General features: G+C 48.9%; 15 protein-coding genes, 3 pseudogenes and 1 riboswitch. Of the genes and pseudogenes, 5 read left to right on the top strand and 13 right to left on the bottom strand.

Features of this window, described 5'->3' with window-relative positions:
- Positions 1 to 81: 81 nt before the first annotated feature.
- Positions 82 to 1259: pseudogene (locus NB647_RS01510) on the bottom strand (acetylornithine/succinyldiaminopimelate transaminase).
- A 378-nt stretch (positions 1260 to 1637) separates the two neighbouring features.
- On the opposite strand from NB647_RS01510, the gene mnmE reads away from it, so the two are divergent.
- The 4 genes from mnmE to nusB all read left to right on the top strand — a co-directional run bounded on the left by mnmE (position 1638) and on the right by nusB (position 5312).
- On the top strand, positions 1638 to 3026 hold the full coding sequence (gene mnmE, locus NB647_RS01505; protein WP_269264797.1) for a tRNA uridine-5-carboxymethylaminomethyl(34) synthesis GTPase MnmE: 1389 nt from the start codon (positions 1638 to 1640) through the stop codon (positions 3024 to 3026).
- A 155-nt stretch (positions 3027 to 3181) separates the two neighbouring features.
- Positions 3182 to 4294 (top strand): bifunctional 3,4-dihydroxy-2-butanone-4-phosphate synthase/GTP cyclohydrolase II, encoded by a 1113-nt coding sequence (gene ribBA, locus NB647_RS01500; protein WP_269283787.1) that lies wholly within the window; start codon positions 3182 to 3184, stop codon positions 4292 to 4294.
- 23 nt (positions 4295 to 4317) lie between these two features.
- Entirely contained in the window at positions 4318 to 4803 is a 486-nt protein-coding gene (gene ribH / locus NB647_RS01495; RefSeq protein ID WP_269264795.1) for a 6,7-dimethyl-8-ribityllumazine synthase, read from the top strand.
- A gap of 38 nt (positions 4804 to 4841) precedes the next feature.
- Entirely contained in the window at positions 4842 to 5312 is a 471-nt protein-coding gene (gene nusB, locus NB647_RS01490) for a transcription antitermination factor NusB (RefSeq protein ID WP_269264794.1), read from the top strand.
- Positions 5313 to 5354: 42 nt separating this feature from the next.
- Here nusB and metF read toward each other — a convergent pair.
- From metF to frc, 5 genes and pseudogenes are all read right to left on the bottom strand, one after another.
- Positions 5355 to 6241, bottom strand: a pseudogene (metF, locus tag NB647_RS01485) (methylenetetrahydrofolate reductase [NAD(P)H]).
- The gene (locus NB647_RS01480; protein ID WP_269264793.1) at positions 6242 to 6583 is read right to left on the bottom strand and encodes a phage holin family protein; all 342 of its coding nucleotides are present in this window, start codon (positions 6581 to 6583) and stop codon (positions 6242 to 6244) included.
- Positions 6584 to 6711: 128 nt separating this feature from the next.
- Positions 6712 to 8124, bottom strand: a complete 1413-nt coding sequence (gene ahcY / locus NB647_RS01475; RefSeq protein ID WP_269264792.1) for an adenosylhomocysteinase — start codon at positions 8122 to 8124, stop codon at positions 6712 to 6714.
- 33 nt (positions 8125 to 8157) lie between these two features.
- Positions 8158 to 8257, bottom strand: a riboswitch (S-adenosyl-L-homocysteine riboswitch).
- Between the two features lie 88 nt (positions 8258 to 8345).
- Positions 8346 to 9275, bottom strand: coding sequence for a methionyl-tRNA formyltransferase (locus tag NB647_RS01470; protein ID WP_269283786.1), 930 nt, complete (start codon positions 9273 to 9275; stop codon positions 8346 to 8348).
- 93 nt (positions 9276 to 9368) lie between these two features.
- A complete protein-coding gene (gene frc, locus NB647_RS01465; RefSeq protein WP_269283785.1) occupies positions 9369 to 10643 on the bottom strand; it encodes a formyl-CoA transferase in 1275 nt (424 codons plus the stop codon).
- 315 nt (positions 10644 to 10958) lie between these two features.
- Between frc and NB647_RS01460 the strand changes: the two genes are divergently transcribed.
- A complete protein-coding gene (locus NB647_RS01460; protein WP_269283784.1) occupies positions 10959 to 11567 on the top strand; it encodes a Crp/Fnr family transcriptional regulator in 609 nt (202 codons plus the stop codon).
- Positions 11568 to 11691: 124 nt separating this feature from the next.
- Here NB647_RS01460 and oxlT read toward each other — a convergent pair whose 3' ends face one another.
- The 7 genes and pseudogenes from oxlT to gcl form a co-directional block, all read right to left on the bottom strand.
- Positions 11692 to 12981, bottom strand: coding sequence for an oxalate/formate MFS antiporter (gene oxlT / locus NB647_RS01455; protein WP_269264788.1), 1290 nt, complete (start codon positions 12979 to 12981; stop codon positions 11692 to 11694).
- Positions 12982 to 13258: 277 nt separating this feature from the next.
- Entirely contained in the window at positions 13259 to 13654 is a 396-nt protein-coding gene (locus NB647_RS01450) for a thioesterase family protein (RefSeq protein ID WP_269283782.1), read from the bottom strand.
- A 102-nt stretch (positions 13655 to 13756) separates the two neighbouring features.
- Positions 13757 to 15184 (bottom strand): pyruvate kinase, encoded by a 1428-nt coding sequence (pyk, locus tag NB647_RS01445; RefSeq protein WP_269264786.1) that lies wholly within the window; start codon positions 15182 to 15184, stop codon positions 13757 to 13759.
- A gap of 19 nt (positions 15185 to 15203) precedes the next feature.
- Positions 15204 to 16472, bottom strand: coding sequence for a glycerate kinase type-2 family protein (locus NB647_RS01440; RefSeq protein WP_269284682.1), 1269 nt, complete (start codon positions 16470 to 16472; stop codon positions 15204 to 15206).
- A gap of 160 nt (positions 16473 to 16632) precedes the next feature.
- Positions 16633 to 17523, bottom strand: a complete 891-nt coding sequence (gene glxR, locus NB647_RS01435; protein WP_269264785.1) for a 2-hydroxy-3-oxopropionate reductase — start codon at positions 17521 to 17523, stop codon at positions 16633 to 16635.
- A 36-nt stretch (positions 17524 to 17559) separates the two neighbouring features.
- Positions 17560 to 18343, bottom strand: a pseudogene (gene hyi, locus NB647_RS01430) (hydroxypyruvate isomerase).
- Positions 18344 to 18360: 17 nt separating this feature from the next.
- Complete coding sequence (gene gcl, locus NB647_RS01425) at positions 18361 to 20109, bottom strand: glyoxylate carboligase (RefSeq protein ID WP_269264783.1); 1749 nt, start codon at positions 20107 to 20109, stop codon at positions 18361 to 18363.
- Positions 20110 to 20121: the final 12 nt, after the last annotated feature.

Below are 20121 nucleotides of genomic sequence, written 5' to 3'. Positions count from 1 at the left end.
CTTGCCGTTCAGAAATTTATTACATCCATTCAAGGCCCGAAACCGCAAGATTTCGGGCCTTGAATCATTTCACAGAAACAATCAGTTTTCTTCCAGCCAGGAATCGATCGCTTTTCGCAAGAGTGCTTCCCCCTGTTCAATATGTTCATCCGAAACCACAAGAGCAGGCACATAACGAATCACATCGTAACCGGCCAAAAGCAGCAGCAACCCTTGCTTTTCAGCCGCAGAAGTGATTTCCTTGGCACAGCCCTGGTACTTGTCGGACATAACCAGTCCCAGCATCAGCCCCTTTCCTCTCACGCCGGAAAAGACATCAGGATAATCGGCAGCCACTCTCTCAAGGGAAAATTTCAGTTTTTCACCGGCCTCAACAACACGTTGCAAAAATTCCGGTCTGTTGATCGTTTCAAACACCTTGCAGGCAACCGCGGCTGCCAGCGGGTTTCCTCCATAAGTCGTACCATGGGAACCGACCGAAAAAGACCGGGCTATTTCGGAAGTCGTTAACATGGCTGCAATCGGAAAACCGTTTCCCAACGCTTTCGCAGATGTCATGATGTCCGGCACGACACCATATCCCATATAGGCAAACAATGTTCCGGTTCTGCCCATTCCGCACTGTATTTCGTCAAAAACCAGAAGGGCATTTTTTTCATTGCACAACTGGCGCAAGGATCTCAGGTAGTCCGGATCAGCCGGCAATATCCCGCCTTCACCTTGAACCGGCTCAACAACAACAGCACAGACATCATCATCGATGGCCGCTCTCGCCGCTTCGATATCATTGAATGGAATATGGTCGATTCTCGGAGGCAAGGGCTCGAATCCTTCCGTATATTTTGACTGGCCACCGACAGTCACGGTAAACAGCGTACGCCCATGAAATGAGTGATAGCAGGAAACGATCCTGTTCTTTTTTTCACCGAAATGGTCATGAGCCCATTTACGCGCCAGTTTGAAAGCGGCTTCATTGGCTTCCCCCCCGAATTGCAGAAAAACACTTTTTCGGCAAACGTTGCATCGGTAAGAGCCCTGGCAAGTTTCAGAACGGGTTCATTCGTGAAATAATTGCTGACATGCCACAGTTTTTTCGCCTGTTCCACAAGCGCATCGACAATTTCCGGCGGCGTGTGTCCCAAACCGGAAACAGCGATTCCTCCGGTCAGATCAAGATAATGCTTGCCATTCTGATCCCATAAATCAAGTCCCGATCCGCGAACGGGAACGAACGAAGCCGGTGCAAATACCGGTACCATCACATCATCGAAAGTCTGGCGTGTCACCGGTTCATCGTTTTTCCCAATATCTGCAGACATATTCATTCCCCTATATTTCACTCATAAACACAAACAGGCTGTTTTTACGCATTTTATACCCAAACCGGTCCGATTCATTTCAAAGTGATTTCCATATACCAAAGACCGGTCAAAACACAGGAAAAGAATTTTATACTTTCCGGCTTCGTCATCAAACCGTTTAAAACGGTATTGCCCGGCATATACATCGGAACACCTCTTCAGGACACGCTTCCTGCATAACATGAGAAGGTAACACTTTTATTTTTTCGCGACAGCAAGGATAATGCATGAGAAAAACGATCAACAGTTATAAAACCTGTTTTTAATGTACTCACAATGAATACTGATTCTTCTCCTATTGCAGCCATCGCTACCGCACCAGGACGCGGTGGTGTCGGGATCATCCGCATTTCCGGCAAGAACCTTGAACCGTTCATTTCGGAATTCTTCAAAGCCGCTACAACGGAACTGCCGTTAAAACCCCGTTACGCCTATTTCCTTCCGTTTCTGGATGAAAACAGCAACATTATTGACGAGGGAATTGCCCTGTATTTCAAGGGGCCGAATTCATTTACAGGAGAAGACGTGCTGGAACTCCAGGGACATGGAGGACCGGTTGTTTTGCAAATGCTTCTGAAACGCTGCCTTCAGGCCGGCAAAAACATCGATCTTCGAATAGCGGAACCAGGCGAATTCACCCGCCGCGCTTTCTTGAACGACAGAATCGACCTTGCCCAGGCTGAAGCCATTGCCGATCTGATTGACGCCACGACGGAAGAGGCCGTCCGTTCCGCGTCACGTTCACTCTCCGGCGCATTTTCGCGAGAAATTCACGAACTGGTTTCATCCATCATCCAGGTCAGAATGCTGGTCGAATCATCCCTTGACTTCCCTGAAGAAGACATCGATTTCCTGCAAAAAGAAAATGTGAAAGAAAAAATCACATCCATACGCAAGGCACTCAAAGGCATCATTGCCCAGGCTACGCAAGGTGCGCTGCTGCGGGAAGGTATACACGTTGTCCTGGCGGGACAGACCAATGTCGGCAAATCCTCGTTACTCAACGTCCTGACCGGTTCCGATATTGCCATTGTCACCCCGATTGCCGGAACGACACGTGACAAGATCACGGAAACCATCCAACTCGAAGGAATTCCTGTCACCCTGATCGATACAGCCGGAATTCGCACCAATACAGCGGAAGATGAAGTCGAACGCATCGGGATAGAACGTACCTGGAATGAAATCGGAAAAGCCGATGTTATCCTGCATTTGCTCGATGCCAGCCTCGGTCCCACACGTTCCGACGAGAAAATAGCCGCGGATTTTCCTGAAAATATCCCGGTCATTCAAATCTGGAACAAAATCGATATTTCCGGCCACCGTCCGTCAGTCGATAACATGTTTGGCATAACCCAGATTTATCTGTCTACCCAGACGGGCCAGGGCATTGACCTGCTCAAAACGGAATTGCTCAAAATAGCGGGATGGGTTCAGACAGGTGAATCCACTTATCTTGCGCGTGAAAGGCATATGAATGCCATGAAAACGGCAGACAAACATCTTGCCATCGCAACAGAACATGCACAATCCGGATCACCGTCACTGGATCTTATGGCGGAAGAACTGAGACTTGCCCAAGATGCGTTGAACAGCATAACCGGAGAATTTACATCTGATGACTTGCTGGGTCTGATATTTTCCCGTTTCTGTATTGGAAAATAGTCTTTTATCTTCCAACCATCGTGAAATCAGTATGAAAAGATTTCACGATGGAATTCCCGACAGCCTTCACTGATTCTTTTCCCGGGCACAATATTGATAATATGCTCCTTTCAGGCAGTTTCCTTTAAAATAGCAGATTCCAAAGGAATTCCGTTATGTCTATTTCTTCCACACAAGAGATTATTGACGAGCTGCGCGCCGGCCGCATGGTCATTCTGGTTGATGACGAAGACCGTGAAAACGAAGGCGATCTCATGATCGCTGCCGATTTTGTTACACCGGAAACCATCAACTTCATGACCAAATATGCCCGTGGACTTGTTTGTCTGACCTTGACGAAAGAACGTTGCGACCAGCTCGGTCTTTCCCCCATGGCCCGTGAAAACCGAAGTTCTTTCAATACAGCTTTCACAACATCGATTGAAGCAGCGGAAGGCGTCACAACAGGTATTTCCGCTTTCGACAGGGCACGAACCATTCAGGTTGCCGTTGCAAAAAACGCAAAGCCGGATGATATCGTCCAGCCTGGCCATATTTTCCCGATCACCGCCAAACAGGGAGGAGTACTAAGACGGGCGGGCCATACCGAAGCAGGCTGTGATCTGGCGGCACTCGCCGGTTTGACACCGGCATCGGTCATTTGCGAAATCATGAATGACGACGGTTCGATGGCCAGACTTCCCGAATTGCTTGAATTTGCCGGAAAACACCAGATCAAAATCGGAACGATAGCGGATTTGATCAGCTACAGAAACCGGCATGAAAGTATTGTGGAACGAATCGCGGAAAATACGATAAACACGTTGGCTGGCCCTTTTCATGCTATCGTCTACCGTGACAAACCGAGTCAGTCGGTTCATCTTGCCCTGGTAAAAGGCGCAATTACGCCCGACAAAATCACCTTGGTCAGAGTTCACCAACCGGTATCGCTCGTCGATTTCCTCGAAACAGAATCGACATTCCATTCCTGGCGACTTGCCGATGCCATGAAAAAAATACAGGCAAGTGACAGGGGCATCGTTGTCTTGCTCAATTGTGGTGAACAATCCGGAGAATTTCTTGCCAGATTCGATACAATCGGCAAAAAACAGACAAATGAAACCCTGTCGGCGACAAGTCAAACCTTGCGGAACTATGGCATCGGTGCGCAAATCCTGTGTGACATTGGAGTAGGAAAAATGCAACTACTTGCCAATCCCAGGAAAATGCCTTCCATGACCGGTTTCAATCTGGATATTGTCGGTTATCTGGAAAATCAGGATCTTTAATTATTTATATCGGGAGAACGGTTATGAGCGTCAATACTTTCGAAGTGGATTTGCAGGGACAGGATCTGAGGATCGGTATTGTCCAGTCGCGTTTTAATGAAGAAATCTGCCGAGGCCTGTTGAATGCCTGCCTCGGTGAACTGAAAAGACTTGGTGTCGCCAATGAAGATATTCTGGTAGCGACGGTGCCTGGCGCACTGGAAATACCAGTTGCCCTGCAAAAAATGGCGGAATCCCAGCAATTCGACGCTCTGGTTGCCGTTGGCGCTGTCATCAAGGGAGAAACCTACCACTTCGAACTGGTCTCCAATGAATCTGCCGCAGGCATATCCCGGGTCGCTCTCGATTTCGACATGCCCATCGCCAATGCCGTACTGACCACCTACACGGATGAGCAGGCCGAGGCACGAATGATCGAAAAAGGAACCGAAGCTGCCCGTGTAGCCGTTGAAATGGCCAATCTGGTTCTTGCAATAGATGAACTGGAGCCTGCTGCCGAAAATGAATAAACAAGACCTACCAGAATCACTTCCTGCATTTGAAATCTATGAAAACAAAATCTGTACATGCAAATCCATCCAAAAACCGTTCTCCCCGACACCGTTCAAGAGAATTTGCGTTACAGGGACTTTATGAATGGTTGCTCAACAAGGATGATGCACCGGCCATTATCGAGCACATTCGCCAGGCACATGGGTTCGACAAGGCAGATACGGAACATTTTGTCACACTTGTTTCAGGCACCATTCATCAAGCGGAAACCCTGCGTTCCGAAATCATGCCACACATCGATCGTTCGCTGGATGAATTGTCACCGGTCGAACACGCCATTCTGCTTATCGGTGCCTATGAACTGGGCAACCATATCGAAATACCTTACCGGGTCGTTATCAATGAAGCTGTCGAACTGACCAAATCGTTTGGCGGAATAGACGGTCATAAATTCGTCAATGGCGTACTTGACAAAATAGCGGCAAAATTACGTCCCGAAGAAGTGGAAGCGGATCGCAAAAAATAGTCCATAAAAAAACGGTACCGTCTGATTGCGGTACCGTTTTCTTTATACCCCGGCAAGTTCCCTATCCAGGACAGGAACAGGTCGTTCCTGTCTTTCGTGAAGCCTGAGACGCTTCCAGATTTCCTTGGTAGCGGCAGCTCTGTTGAGACTGTAAAAATGCAATCCCGGAGCCCCCCTTCCAGCAACTGCTCGCATAATTCGGTAACGACATCAAGACCGAACGCACGGATAGAAGCCAGATCATTTCCGTAACTTTCCAGTCGAAGACGTATCCAGCGAGGAATTTCCGCGCCACACATGTCGGAAAAACGCGCCAACTGGGTATAGTTGGTTATCGGCATGATTCCGGCTATCACAGGGATGGAAACACCCGCTGCCTGAACATTCTCCATAAACCGGAAATAGGCCGATGCATTGTAAAAATACTGGGTAACCGCGACATCCGCCCCCGCTTCCACTTTCCTGACAAAATTATTGATATCGTCATTCATGGATTTTGCCTGCGGATGCATTTCGGGATAGGCGGCAACATCGATCCGGAACCAGTCCCCCGTTTCGGCACGGATGAATTCAACCAGTTCATTGGCATAATGGAATTCTCCCAGAACGCCATATGAACTTGGCAAATCACCACGCAAGGCAACGATATGCCTGATTCCGCATGACCGGTATTCATTCAATCGTTCACGGACCTTTTCTCTGGTCGATCCGATACAGGTAATATGCGGAGCCGCCTCATATCCTTCGTTTTGTATTTCCAGAGCGATATTATGAGTTCCCTGTTGTGTCGAACCACCGGCACCGAATGTAATCGAAAAATACTTGGGTGACAATTCAGCCAGCTGTGCACGTGTCTTACGCAATTCACTGATTGCCTCCGGTGTTTTAGGCGGAAACACTTCAATACTGAAACTTTTCTGTGATGGCATTTAATTCCTGAGTAGCAAAGTGGACAAGGCCCACGAGATAATACTGTATAACAATGCCCCGCCAACCGCAGCCCAGAAACCCGTGACATAGAAACCATCCACCATTTTGGAAACCAGCCAGAACAACAGGCCATTGATCACCAAGATGAAAATCCCTAATGTTACAAGAGTCACCGGCAATGTCAGCAAAACCAGTACAGGCCTGATCAATGCATTGACAAGGCCCAATACCAGCGCTGCAATCAACGCCGTCCAGAAGCCCGAAATTCTGATTGACGTCATCAGATACGGCAAGGCGAGCAAAGCAACCGTGTTAATCAGCCAGACGATTAAAATACGCATGATTTTCTCCACTGGAACCGGACATACCGGATCGAATTTCAACAGACGTCGACAACACCGACATCATAACGAAAATTCATCTGGCTGCAGTGATACAGAATGAATCCTGTATCTTCCCCTGATATACATCAATACCGGTAGTGATCGGGTTTATAGGGGCCTTCCTTCTTGACTCCGATATAATCAGCCTGTTCATCTGTCAGTTCTGTCAACTGGACATTGAGCTTCTTCAACTGAAGGCGGGCGACTTTTTCATCCAGATGTTTCGGCAAGGTATACACGCCAAGAGGATAAGCACTCGTATTAGTGAACAACTCAATCTGTGCGATGGTCTGATTGGCAAAAGAAGAACTCATGACATACGACGGATGTCCGGTGGCACATCCCAGATTGACCAGCCGTCCTTCTGCCAGCAAGATGATCCTGTTACCGTTCGGCAGAATAATATGATCGACCTGCGGCTTGATATTTTCCCATGCATATTGCTTCATTGAAGCGACATCGATTTCATTGTCAAAATGACCGATATTGCACACGATCGCCTGATCTTTCATCTTGATCATGTGATCGTGTGTAATGACATGGTAATTGCCGGTACAGGTCACGAAAATGTCGGCCTGTTCCGCCGCAAATTCCATGGTAACGACACGATACCCTTCCATGGCGGCCTGAAGAGCGCAAATAGGATCGATCTCAGTTACCCATACCTGAGCAGACAAAGCCCGCAAAGCCTGTGCACATCCCTTGCCGACATCACCATAACCGCAGACAACCGCAATTTTGCCGGCAATCATGACATCGGTAGCGCGCTTGATACCGTCCACCAGAGATTCACGACATCCGTACAGGTTATCGAATTTTGATTTGGTCACGGAATCGTTCACGTTGATAGCCGGAAATTTCAGCTTTCCTTCCTGATGCATCTGGTACAACCGATGTACACCGGTAGTCGTTTCTTCGGTCACGCCCTTGATTTCCCTGATACGTTTCGAATACCAGCTGGAATCTTCTTTCAAATGGCGTTTGATGGCATTGAAAAGACAAACTTCCTCTTCCGAAGAAGGATTGTCGAGAACCGACATATCCTGTTCCGCGCGGTTACCGAGATGCAACAATAAAGTAGCGTCTCCACCATCGTCCAGAATCATATTCGAATAACCACCATCGGGCCATTCGAAAATACGGTGAGTGAATTCCCAGTAATCATCCAGTGACTCGCCCTTGAAAGCGAATACCGGTGTACCATTGGCCGCAATTGCCGCAGCGGCATGATCCTGGGTCGAATAAATATTGCACGAAGCCCAGCGCACCTGGGCGCCTAGTGCTTCCAGTGTCTGGATCAGAACAGCCGTCTGGATTGTCATATGGAGGGAACCACTGATTCGTGCCCCCTTCAACGGCTTGCTGGCGGAATATTCCTCACGAATCGCCATCAGCCCCGGCATCTCGGTTTCGGCAATTCTGATTTCCTTGTTGCCCCATGCGGTCAGAGCGGGGTCGGCAATACAAAAATCCTGTTCTTGCTTGGATACAGCGTTCATCACGCTCTCCTTTCCTGAAATTGATAGAAAAAAGTAACGTGAGCGCCGTTTTGATAAAAATCCGAGCCTGGCAAAAACGGAGTTCCCTCTACAGGATGAATCCGTCCATTTTGTTGCAACGCTCCTCGGACATCCGGCAATATTACATGAAATCCGGAAAATTGTTAAATTTCCCGAGGAAATGAAAAAGTCTCTTGAAGCAGCTTATCTGCACTTGCCTTTTACTCGCCAAATTTCATCCCGATTTCCAGTTTCCATCTCTTCACGCATTCTTTTGCAGTCATTTTCTTTTTCGATTCCGTCCTGACAGCGAAAATACGAATTTCCCCTCCCGGGACGCCGACAAAAAAACTTTCTTCATCTATGGACGTTATGGTTCCGATCTTTCCCCTGACATCCTGAAAAGAACAATGAAGATTTTTCCGGCATTCCATAATGACCAGTTTTTCATCCTGAAACCGGATCCATGCCCCGGGATTTGGATTACATCCCCGAATCAGGTTATAGACCTGATTGACATGATTATTCCAGCTGATACGGGCTTCCCGTTCTTTCAGCCAGCTTTCATAGCTTCCCTGCAAGATATCCTGAGGTTTCTCCACATAATTGCCGGAAACAACCCTGTCCGCGGCCTCAAGCATCGCCTGCACACCCACTGGAAACAAACAATCGTAATACAACGACCCTGCCGTATCATCCGGTTGAATCGGCACCGCTTTCTGGAGAATGACAGGCCCCTCATCCATAATATCAGTTGGCCTGAATACAGTAACGCCCGTTTCCCGCTCTCCGCAGACAATCGCCCAATTGATGGCACTTGGACCACGATATTTCGGCAATAAAGACGGATGGAACTGGATCGTCCCGCATTTCGGAATCCGTACAAATTCCTGGGGCACAAACTGAACGACATAAGCCATTATGGCAATATCGGCATTCGACTCTCTCAAAGCCGTCAGTGCTTCTTCCGAGGCAAGATTTTCAAATTGAAACAGCCGGAGATTTTTCTCCAGAACAGCCGTTTTCAGAGTATCCGGACGCGAATTTTTTTCCGGTGCCATGAAAACACCGGCAACGACATCTCCCCGGGCATGAAATGCCTCAAGGACAGCCTTGCCAAAATCCCTCTGACCAACAATGACAACACGCATGGAAAAACCCCGGCCTAAAAAAAAGATGGGTGGACAAAGCCACCCATCCTGCAAAAGTTAATGAATCACTTCATTAAAACAATTGACTCACCATTATTTTTTCTTCTTCGGTGGTACGTCGAAAGCTCCGCCCGCTTTCAGTTCCGCAATCTTCTCTGCCGAGAATCCGCAAACTTCTTTCAGGATTTCTTCCGTGTGTTCACCCAGCATCGGTGCCGGCAGAATCTTGTCTACGTTACCCATCGACAGTTTGATCGGCATACCAACGGTGTAGTAGTCTCCTTGCGGATGGCCTTCTACCTTGACGATCATTTCACGGTGTGCAACGTGTGGGTCTGTCATGATTTCTTCTGTGGACAGAACCGGTCCGCACGGGATGTTCTTTTCGTTGCAGAATGCGGTGAATTCACGTTTGGTGTAGTTCTTCGCAAAGTCTGCGATCATTTTCCACAGTTCGTTCTGGTTTTTACGACGTTCTGCCAGGGTCGCAAAGCGTTCGTCTGTTACCAGTGCTTCGTCTCCAATGGCTCTTGCCACTACCGGCCAGTTGGCTTCCTGGACAATGAAGTAGACGTAGTCGTTGGTTCCGAAAGGTTTACATGGGATACAGTTACCCAGCTGGCCACCACCGGAGTCGTTACCTGCACGAGGTACGGCGGTCAGTCCCAGGGTCGGACGGCTGTATTCCGGCAATGCGGCTTTGCCTCCCATCAGACGACCCTGGTCACGGAATTTGACGCGGCACAGGTTCATGACGGATTCCTGCATGGCTGCTTCGACTTCCTGTCCGATTCCACCGTTGTGGGTTCTGTGGTACAGGGCTGCGCAGATACCGATGGCCAGGTGCAGACCGGTACCGGTGTCACCAATCTGGGCACCTGTGATGGTCGGCGGATTTTCCGGGAAACCGGTTGTGGACATGGAACCACCCATTGCCTGGGCGATCGGTTCGTAGGCCTTGTAGTCGCTGTATGGTCCGGAGGAACCGAAGCCTTTGATGGTAGCGTAGATGATGGCCGGGTTGATTTCATGGATCTTTTCCCAGGTGTAGCCGAATCTTGCCAGCACGCCAGGTCCAAAGTTTTCCATGATGACGTCGCATTTTCTCAGCAGTTCTTCGAAAATTTCGCAGCCTGCCTTGCTCTTCATGTTCGCAATGATCGAACGCTTGTTGCTGTTCAACATGGTGAAGTACAAGCTGTCCTTGTTCGGATCGTGACGCAGCTGTTTACGTGTGATGTCGCCCGTCGGATTTTCGAACTTGATGACGTCCGCTCCCATCCATGCCAACAGCTGGGACGAGGTCGGCCCCGCCTGTACGTGGGTCATGTCCAGAATTCTTACTCCGGATAATGCTTTGCTACCCATATTTCTCTTCCTCCAATGTTATTGGTTGATTGTGCGCTGTAAACTACAACTTTCCTGTAGAAGCCGATTCCTGTTACGGCCAGCTCTCACAGGATGAAAACCAAATGACTATAATATTTGGCGGAAAAACGATACTTCCCTAACATTCTTCAATTTTCCGTCAAATATTTAAGCTGACATCTATCATAGCTTCTCAACTCCTGATATATTCTTGACCACAGTCAAGTTTCCAAATTCAAACTAGAACTTCTTGACTTTCGTCAATTATTTTCGAGTGTTTTAGTCACGTTACGTCAAAACTGAAGCAGAAAATTCATGGCCTTAATAGCAAATCATCCTGAGAAAAATATTATTCGTGTGCAGCTTTCTCAAAATTGCATATTGAAGGAATTGTCCCAAAATGAATTGGCAGAACTGGAACCACATCTTGATATTTCAGACCATTCCAAAGGAGACTGCCTGACCCATCAGGGAGACAGCGACCTGGAGGTCATTTTTGTACTGGATGGTATCCTGAAAAGATCTGTCGCCAACCAGCATGCCAAGGAAATGATTTTGCGCTTTACCAGCGAAAGATATATGGAAGCGACTTATGCTTCATGGAAGTTCAACAAAGCTGCACCATTCAGCGTTATAACGGTCACAAAAGCGCGAATTGCACGGATCGCCATGCCGCAATGGGTTGCCTTTATTGAAACACATCCCGTTCTCAAACAGCGTTTCGAAATGGAAGTCATGCGCATTATGAGCAGTATCATGTCACATACCATTTCCCTGCATTTGCTGGACGCTCCCGGTCGGGTTCATCGTTTCCTGCGCAAACACCCCGATCTGTTTGACCGGATGCCGAAAAAAGAACTGGCATCCTATCTCAATCTTTCACCGGAAACCCTGAGCAGACTCAAAAATCAGGGAAAAATCTGATCTCTTTTATTGGCCATTTCCCCGTTCCAGTCACAATAAAAAGCGGCAACACTTTTAGTGTTGCCGCTTTTTATATTACAGAAAATCCGCTACAGGGCCGGCAATGATACCGGCCCTGTCAGGATTACTTGGCAGCAGCGGCTGCGGCAGCTTCCTGTGCTTCGATTTCCTTGTTGTTGTTTTCGATGAAACGGCGACGCCACGGTTTCAGGACAAACAATGCCAGGCAGGAGCAGATTGCTGCGATACATGCCGACAGAACGAAGGTACGGTTCCAGTTACCGCCTTTGGCCAAACCGGCTGCCAGCGGAACAATAAGGGAAGAAGTTCCTTTCGCGGTATACAGCGTACCGGCATTACCTGCTGCATTGGCACTACCAAACGTATCGGCACACATGGACGGGAACAGCGAGAAGATTTCACCCCAGCATGCGAACGTCATACCTGCGAAGAACATGAAGCCGAGTGGCTGACGGCCCCAGAAGACCAGACCCAGCAAGGCAGCTGCTTCACCCATGAACACAACGAACATAATGTTTTCACGGCCGAAACGGTCGGACAGATAACCCATGATAGGACGGGATGCACCGTTACAGATGTTGTCGATGGACATGGCCATGGTCAGCAGCGGCAGGGTGACACCCAGGCAGGTGACCGGAATCTTGTCCAGACCGTAGTCGCGGGAAACCGGACCGAACGAAGCTGTCGCCATGATACCGCCGGAGGCAACACCCACGAAGCAGACGTAGATCAGCCAGAACAAGGGTTCTCTGACGATTTGTGCCGGATTATAGTTTTTCTTGGAAGAAATAACACGTGGAACTGCTTTCGTTCCGGGTGGCAGTTTGGCACGTGGCATGAACAGTGCACAGCAGGTAATGATGATACCCTGAACAATACCGAAGACGAAGAACGCCTGTTCATAGCCAGAGGTATTGATCATGTTGGCGACCGGAATAACGGTAATAGCAGCACCGCCACCGAAACCGGCTGCCGTCGCACCCGCTGCCAGACCCCGTTTGTCCGGGAACCATTTCAGCGAGTTACCGGAACAGGTACCGTACACGGCACCGGCGCCGGCACCGGTCAGGATCTGGGCGAAATACAGAACACCCAGGCTGGAAGCCTTGGAACAGATAATCCAGCCGATGGTAACCAGAATAGCACCGAAAATAATGACCGGACGCGGGCCGAACTTGTCAACGCCCCATCCTTCCAGAGGAACCAGCCAGGTTTCGAAAAACAGGAAGATGGTGAACGACAGCTGAATGGCTGTACGGGCCCAGTGGTATTTATCTTCAATCGGAGCAACGAACAGCGTCCAGCCGTACTGGCAGTTCGCCACCGTTGCCATACAGATGATACCCAGAGCGAGCTGAACCCACCGATTAGGGTACTTTTCTTGTGTAGCCATAGATCTACTCTCCTTTAATGATTACTACAAACATGGTCACTGCGGATGTTATTCCCCGCTTGTTTTTAGACTATGCACTCTTACCAATAGCAGCGAAGAAATTAGATATTCCATAAGTTCTTCGCCTGATTGCTTGACTATTGTGCGAGAACAATTTTTTGCTGACCATGACCTCGGTCAAGATTAGATTTTTTATCCATACTTTACGACAACGATAAAACGGATAAAACCGGCTTCAATTGTATTGTTATAATTACCTGAAAATATTCAGTTTCTTCTATTTCTTCCTTTTCAGGAGTCTTTTCAGGACTGCTGTTCTGGAAAAAGTCCTTTTATGAATCCCCTCAGAAATGATTCCGGATTCGTCAAAAGCACTGACCGCAAATATCAGTTCCTTTTCGTCAACACGACTCAATACGGCCTGAATCTCTACCGTTGATCCAACAGGTACCATTGCACTGTGGCGCAATTCAATGTAATTCCCGACTGACTGCCAGTCAGTCGGCAAAACGTCATCCACAATTTCCTGCGCAACCGCTTCCATCCATGCGACCAAGGCAGGTGTAGCCAGAACGTCACTTCTGCCGCTTCCCAAATAACGGGCTGTCTGTTCTTCAGACACAATAAAATTTCTTTTTTTTGATATTCCTTCCGGAAAAAGAAAATTTTCCATGTTTTTTCCCGCACAATTTGTAAAAAGTCTGTTACCAGCAGTAAATTTCCGGCTTGTATAAAAAAACAGGGCCTCCCGGCCCTGCTCCATAAAAACGGATATTTATTTCTGCGGACCTATTTCAGCAATTCGCAACAAATTCGTCGTTCCAGGTTGTCCAAAGGGCATACCGGCAGCAATAGCCAGCTGCTCACCTGGTTGCGCAAACCCTTCCGAATAGGCTGTCCTGCACGCTGCATCGACCATTTCATCAACGTCTTTCACATCATGATCGATAACAGTCGAATGAACGCCCCATGCCAAGGCAAGCCTTCTTGCTGTATACAAATGTGGGGTAATACTCAAAATCGGCGCAAGCGGTCTTTCACGGGCTGCACGCAAACTGGTATTGCCAGAATCCGTATAAGTCACATTGACTACCGCACCGATCATTTCGGAAACCGTTTTCAGTGCAGAGCAAATGGCATCACTCTTTGACGGCAATGAAACATCGTGTTGCACATTGATCATTTTCGGGTAAAACGGATCACTTTCCACTTCATTGATGATACGGTCCATAATCGAGACAGCCTGTACCGGATAGGCACCACTTGCGGATTCAGCGGAAAGCATGACGGCATCGGCGCCATCATACACGGCACTGGCGACATCCGAAGCCTCGGCCCTTGTTGGAGTCGGCGAAGCGATCATGGACTCCAGCATTTGGGTTGCCACAATGCTCGGCTTTCCATAATGACGGCAGGCACGCAATATTCTTCTTTGGGCACCTGGAACTTTTTCCGGAGGAAGTTCCACGCCCAGATCGCCACGCGCGACCATCACCGAATCCGATGCCATCACAATTTCATCAAGATGATCCAGCGCAGCCGGCTTCTCCAGTTTCGTCATTAAACCGGCACGACCGGCGATCAGACGACGTGCTTCCACCAAATCTTCCGGTCGCTGTACAAAAGACAATGCTACCCAGTCCACACCAAGTGACAAGGCGAACTCCAGATCCCTGCGATCTTTCTCGGTCAAAATCGGAATAGGCAGAACGACATCAGGAACATTGACCCCCTTGCGGTCTGATAAAGGTCCACCCGTTACAATCCGGGTACGTATTTCATCAGGCGTGCTTTCAACAACTTTCATCTTGAGCTTGCCATCATCCAGTGAAATCGAATGTCCGACATCCATGACGCCGAACAATTCCGGATGAGGCAGATTAACCCGTTTTCCATCTCCGTCAGCGGTATTGCGGTCGAAAACAAACTCCGCACCTGTTTCCAACTGTACTTTTCCATTGGCAAATTTGCCGATACGCAATTTGGGTCCCTGAAGATCCGCAAGAATCGCAATGGGCCGCCCAACGAGACGTTCAACCTCGCGCACCGCTTCATGTCGGGCACGATGGTCGTCCTGTGTTCCATGACTGAAATTGAAACGGAAAACATCCACCCCTGCTTCAAAAAGAGAGAGAATCATCTCTTTTGTCGAACTTGCCGGTCCCAGCGTTGCTACAATCTTTGCCTTACGTTGACGTCGCATAATATTCTTTCGTTCTTTTTCAAATAATTAATATCGCACGAAAATCATTGACATTCGTTCTTGACGGTCCCGTCACGATCAGGTCATTTAATGCACTGAAGAAACCATATCCGTCATTATTGTCAAGCATCTTGCGAGGCCGGATTCCCTGCGATTCGGCACGCGAGATGGAACCCGGGGCATACAGCGCTCCCGCGTTGTCTTCCGAACCATCAATACCATCGGTATCACAGGCAATGGCATAAATTCCGGGCTGGTCATTGAGCGCAATCGCCAAACTCAGCAGAAATTCCGCGTTTCGTCCTCCACGACCATCCCCTTTTACCGTAACCGTCGTTTCACCGCCGGAAATAATGACGCACGGTTTCTGAAATGGCTGCCCGCGTTGAACAACCTGTCTCGCTATTGCCGCATGCATCAAGGCAATATCTCTGGCCTCACCTTCAATACAGTCAGACAGAATATAAGGCGTAACACCGTTTTCACGGGCAGTATTGGCTGCGGCCTCCAGCGCATCTTGCGCCGTCGCAATGATATGGCTTTCATTACGGACGAAACGTGAATCACCCGGTTTGGGTGTCTCTCCTTCGCCAGATTCAAGATGCTCCCGTACATTTTCCGGTACATCAATCTGGTATTTCTTCAGAATAGCCAAGGCATCTTCACAGGTAGTCGGATCAGGCAATGTCGGACCGCTAGCTATAATTCCCGGATCATCGCCCGGAATATCGGAAATCATCAGAGTAACCACTTTTGCCGGAGCACAAGCCAATGCCAGACGTCCTCCCTTGATATCGGACAAATGCTTTCTGACACAATTCATCTCGGAAATACTGGCGCCGCTTCTCAACAATTTCCGATTGATCTGCTGTTTCTGCTCAAGGCTGATATTTTTGGAAGGCAATGCCAGCAGTGCAGATCCACCACCTGAAATCAGACATATAACCATATCCTTTTCCGTCAGTCCCTGAACCATTTTCAGCATGCGTTCTGCCGCATCTCGCCCCGCGGCATCCGGTACGGGATGAGATGCCTCGACCACTTCGATATGCTTGCACGGCAAACCATGTTCATAACGAGTCACGACCAATCCGGTAAGATCGCCTTGCCAGTGATCCTCAACAGCCTTCGCCATGGCGGCGGCTCCCTTTCCTGCGCCAATAACAATGGTTCTTCCTCCTGGCACGGGTTTTGGCAAATACTGAGGCAAGCTTTTTGCTGCACTTACAGCCGAAATGGCACTGGAATAGAGATCCAGCAAAAACTGTCTGGGATTATCGATAGACATCATTACAATCAATCCTGAATAAAAAAACCATCAAACCGGATAAACGCGAAAAAACCCGCATAAAAGCGAATTCATTCCGCCTCCTTTTTGATGGCCTCAAGTCAAATTATTCCGGTGAAAGCCAAGGCTTTCACCGGATAAAATTATCGAAAAGTCAGTCTTACGCCTTGGCAATTTCGTGGGCTGACATGATTTCCACTGCACGGCACAAAGCGGAATGGTCCATTGCGGAAAGGCCATTTGCTGCACAAGCATTCATCAATTCCTGAGCGGTCGCTGTATTCGGCAGGGAAATACCCAGCGACTTCGCGCCCTGCAATGCCAGATTCAGGTCTTTCTGGTGCAGATTGATTCTGAAACCCGGATTGAAAGTACGCTTGATCATGCGTTCGCCATGAACTTCCAGAATACGGGACGACGCGAAACCACCCATCAATGCCTGGCGAACCTTGGCAGGATCAGCACCAGCCTTGGAAGCAAACAGAAGTGCCTCGGCAACAGCCTGAATATTCAGCGCGACGATAATCTGATTGGCGACCTTGGTAGTCTGCCCGTCGCCATTGCCACCGACCAGCGTAATATTCTGGCCCATCAGTTCAAACAGAGGTTTGACCTTGTTGAAAGTTTCTTCCTTGCCGCCAACCATGATGGTCAGAGAACCGGCCTTGGCGCCGACTTCGCCACCGGATACCGGAGCGTCCAGATATTCACAGCCCAGATCATTGATCTTTTTGGCAAATTCCTTGGTTGCGATAGGAGAAATCGAGCTCATGTCAACGACAATCTTTCCGGCACTCAATCCCTGGGCGACACCATTCTCACCGAACAGAACCGCTTCGACATCCGGTGTATCCGGTACCATGATGAAAACGATATCAGACTGTTTGGCGACTTCTGCACCATTGGCGCAAGCTACAGCGCCACCATCCAGCAATACGGCAGGCGGTGCCTTTTTATCATTGACAAACAGCTTGTTTCCACCTTTCTGCTGCAGGTTGACGGCCATCGGCACGCCCATGATACCCAAACCAATAAAACCAATATTTGCCATTATTTTCTCCAGTTACCTTGTTTACGTTATATCCGATTACTTGACGTTATATTCTTTCAGCCAGCCGAGACCTTCAACCGTCGTGGTTTTCGGTCTGTATTCACAGCCGATCCAACCGTCATACCCGATATCATCAATGAATTTGAACAGGAAGTGGTAATTGATTTCACCCGTACCCGGTTCATTGCGATTCGGCAAGTCCGCCAGCTGCATATGCTTGATCAGCGGCAGGTTTGCCTTGATGGTATTGGCCAGCTCACCTTCCATCCGCTGCATGTGATAGATATCGTACTGGATGAACAGATTGTCGGAACCCGTTTCACGGATGATATCTACAGCCTGTTGCGTATGATTCAGATACGCGTTTTTCATATCGATCGTATTGACAGGCTCCGTAACCAGACGAATACCTTCCGCTTTCAGTTTTTTCAGCGGCAAACTTCAGATTGGAAACGAACGTGGCACGCAGTTTGTCTTCTGAAACACCTGGCAGAACAGGACCAGACAGACAGTTCACCTGCTTGCAGCCCAATTTCTTGGCGGCATCAATCGCCTTGCCGACACCTTCCTGAAATTCGCTGACACGTTCAGGATGACAGGCAATGCCACGTTCACCAGCGGCCCAATTACCGGCTGGCAAATTGAACAATACCTGCGTCAGATTGTTTTTCTGCAATTTTTCGGCAATCGCATCCAGATCGTAATCATACGGAAACAGGTATTCAACACCGGTAAAACCTGCTTTGGCAGCAGCATCAAAACGATCCATGAAAGGCACTTCATTAAACAACATGGACAGATTGGCAGCCATTTTTGGCATTGTTTTTCTCCTTTTTCTTATTCGTTAACGTCAAGGGCACCGCCAAATTCATTGATCTGGTCAAGGTTTCCGCCCATCGGAATATTGGTCACTCTTTCCAGAATAGCTTCCACTACAACCGGAACCTGGAACTCTTTCATCAGCTCACGAGCTTTCTTGAACGCCGGAATCAGCTCATCAGGCTTGTGTACACGAATGGCTTTGCACCCAAGGCCTTCCGCAACCTTGACAAAATCAATACCGTAACCGTTCACTTCCGGTGAATTGATATTCTCAAAAGAAAGCTGGACGCAATAATCCAGATTATTGAATCCCAGCTGCCCCTGACGGATCAGTCCCAGATAGGAATTGTTGACGACGATGTGGATATACGGCAACTTGAAGTGAGCACCCACTGCCAGCTCTTCAATCATGAACTGGAAATCGAAGTCACCGGACAGGGCAACGATATCAGCATCCGGCAATGCTGCGCGAACACCAAGTGCCGCAGGAATCGTCCATCCCAAAGGACCCGCCTGCCCACAGTTGATCCAGCCACGTGGCTGCTGGACTTTAAGATGCTGTGCAGCACCGATCTGAGAAAGACCGATCGCCGTCACATAATGAACATCCTTGCCAAAGAAATTGTTCATTTCCTGATAAACACGCTGCGGTTTCATCGGGACATCGTCATAGTCGGTACGACGCAGCATGGTCCGTTTGCGCTTTAAGCATTCAGCTGCCCATGCGGAACGATCCTTGAGCTTGCCTGCTGCCTTCCACTCCTTGGCCAGTTCAACAAGCTGTTCCAGCGCTTCTTTTGCATCCGAAACAATACCGTAATCCGGACAGAAAACCTTGCCCAGCTGGGTCGGTTCAATATCGATATGAACAAACTTGCGTCCCTTGGTGTAGGTTTCCAGACCACCGGTATGACGGTTTGCCCAACGGTTACCAATACCCATAATGAAATCGGAAGCCAGGAAAGAAGCATTGCCGTAACGGTGATGTGTCTGTATACCGACCATACCGGCATTGAGATCGTGCTCATCCGGAATCGAACCCCAGCCCATCAGCGTCGGAACAACCGGCACACCCAGGATTTCAGCCAATTCGACCAGCAATGGGGAAGCATCCGCCAGAATAACACCGCCGCCCGCAATAATCAGCGGTTTTTCGGCATCATTCAACATGCCCAGAGCTTTTTCAATCTGTGCACGGGTTGCTCGTGGCTTGGAGACTTCCAGAGGAGCATATGTATCCGGATCGAATTCGATTTCACCCATCTGGACGTCCAGCGGAAGATCAATCAGGCAAGGGCCCTGGCGGCCGGTACGCATCAGATAAAATGCTTTCTGCAAAGTCCACGGAACCAGTGCCGGTTCACGAACCGTTACGGCCATTTTGGCAACCGGTGCAGCGATTTTTTCGATATCAACAGCCTGGAAATCTTCCTTGAAGAGCTTTGCACGAGGAGCCTGCCCGGTAATAGCCAGAATCGGAGTGGAATCGGCAATGGCGGAATAAAGCCCGGTAATCATATCGGTTGCCGCCGGACCGGAAGTACAGATGCCGACACCGATATTGCCCTGTTTGGCACGTGTATAACCTTCAGCCATATGGGCGATGCCCTCGCCGTGACGTGCCAGAATATGCTTCATGGTGCCATGCTTTTTCAGTGCCGCATAAAGCGGATTGATACCGGCACCGGGGATACCGAACAATTGGGTAACACCTTCTTTTTCCAATACATAGACAGCCGCTTCGGCTGCGGTCATTTTTGCCATGAAGCACCTCCA

This window comes from Oxalobacter aliiformigenes (genome assembly GCF_027116575.1).
Classification (GTDB): Bacteria; Pseudomonadota; Gammaproteobacteria; order Burkholderiales; family Burkholderiaceae_D; genus Oxalobacter; species Oxalobacter aliiformigenes.
This window is presented reverse-complemented; position numbering and strand designations above follow the sequence as displayed.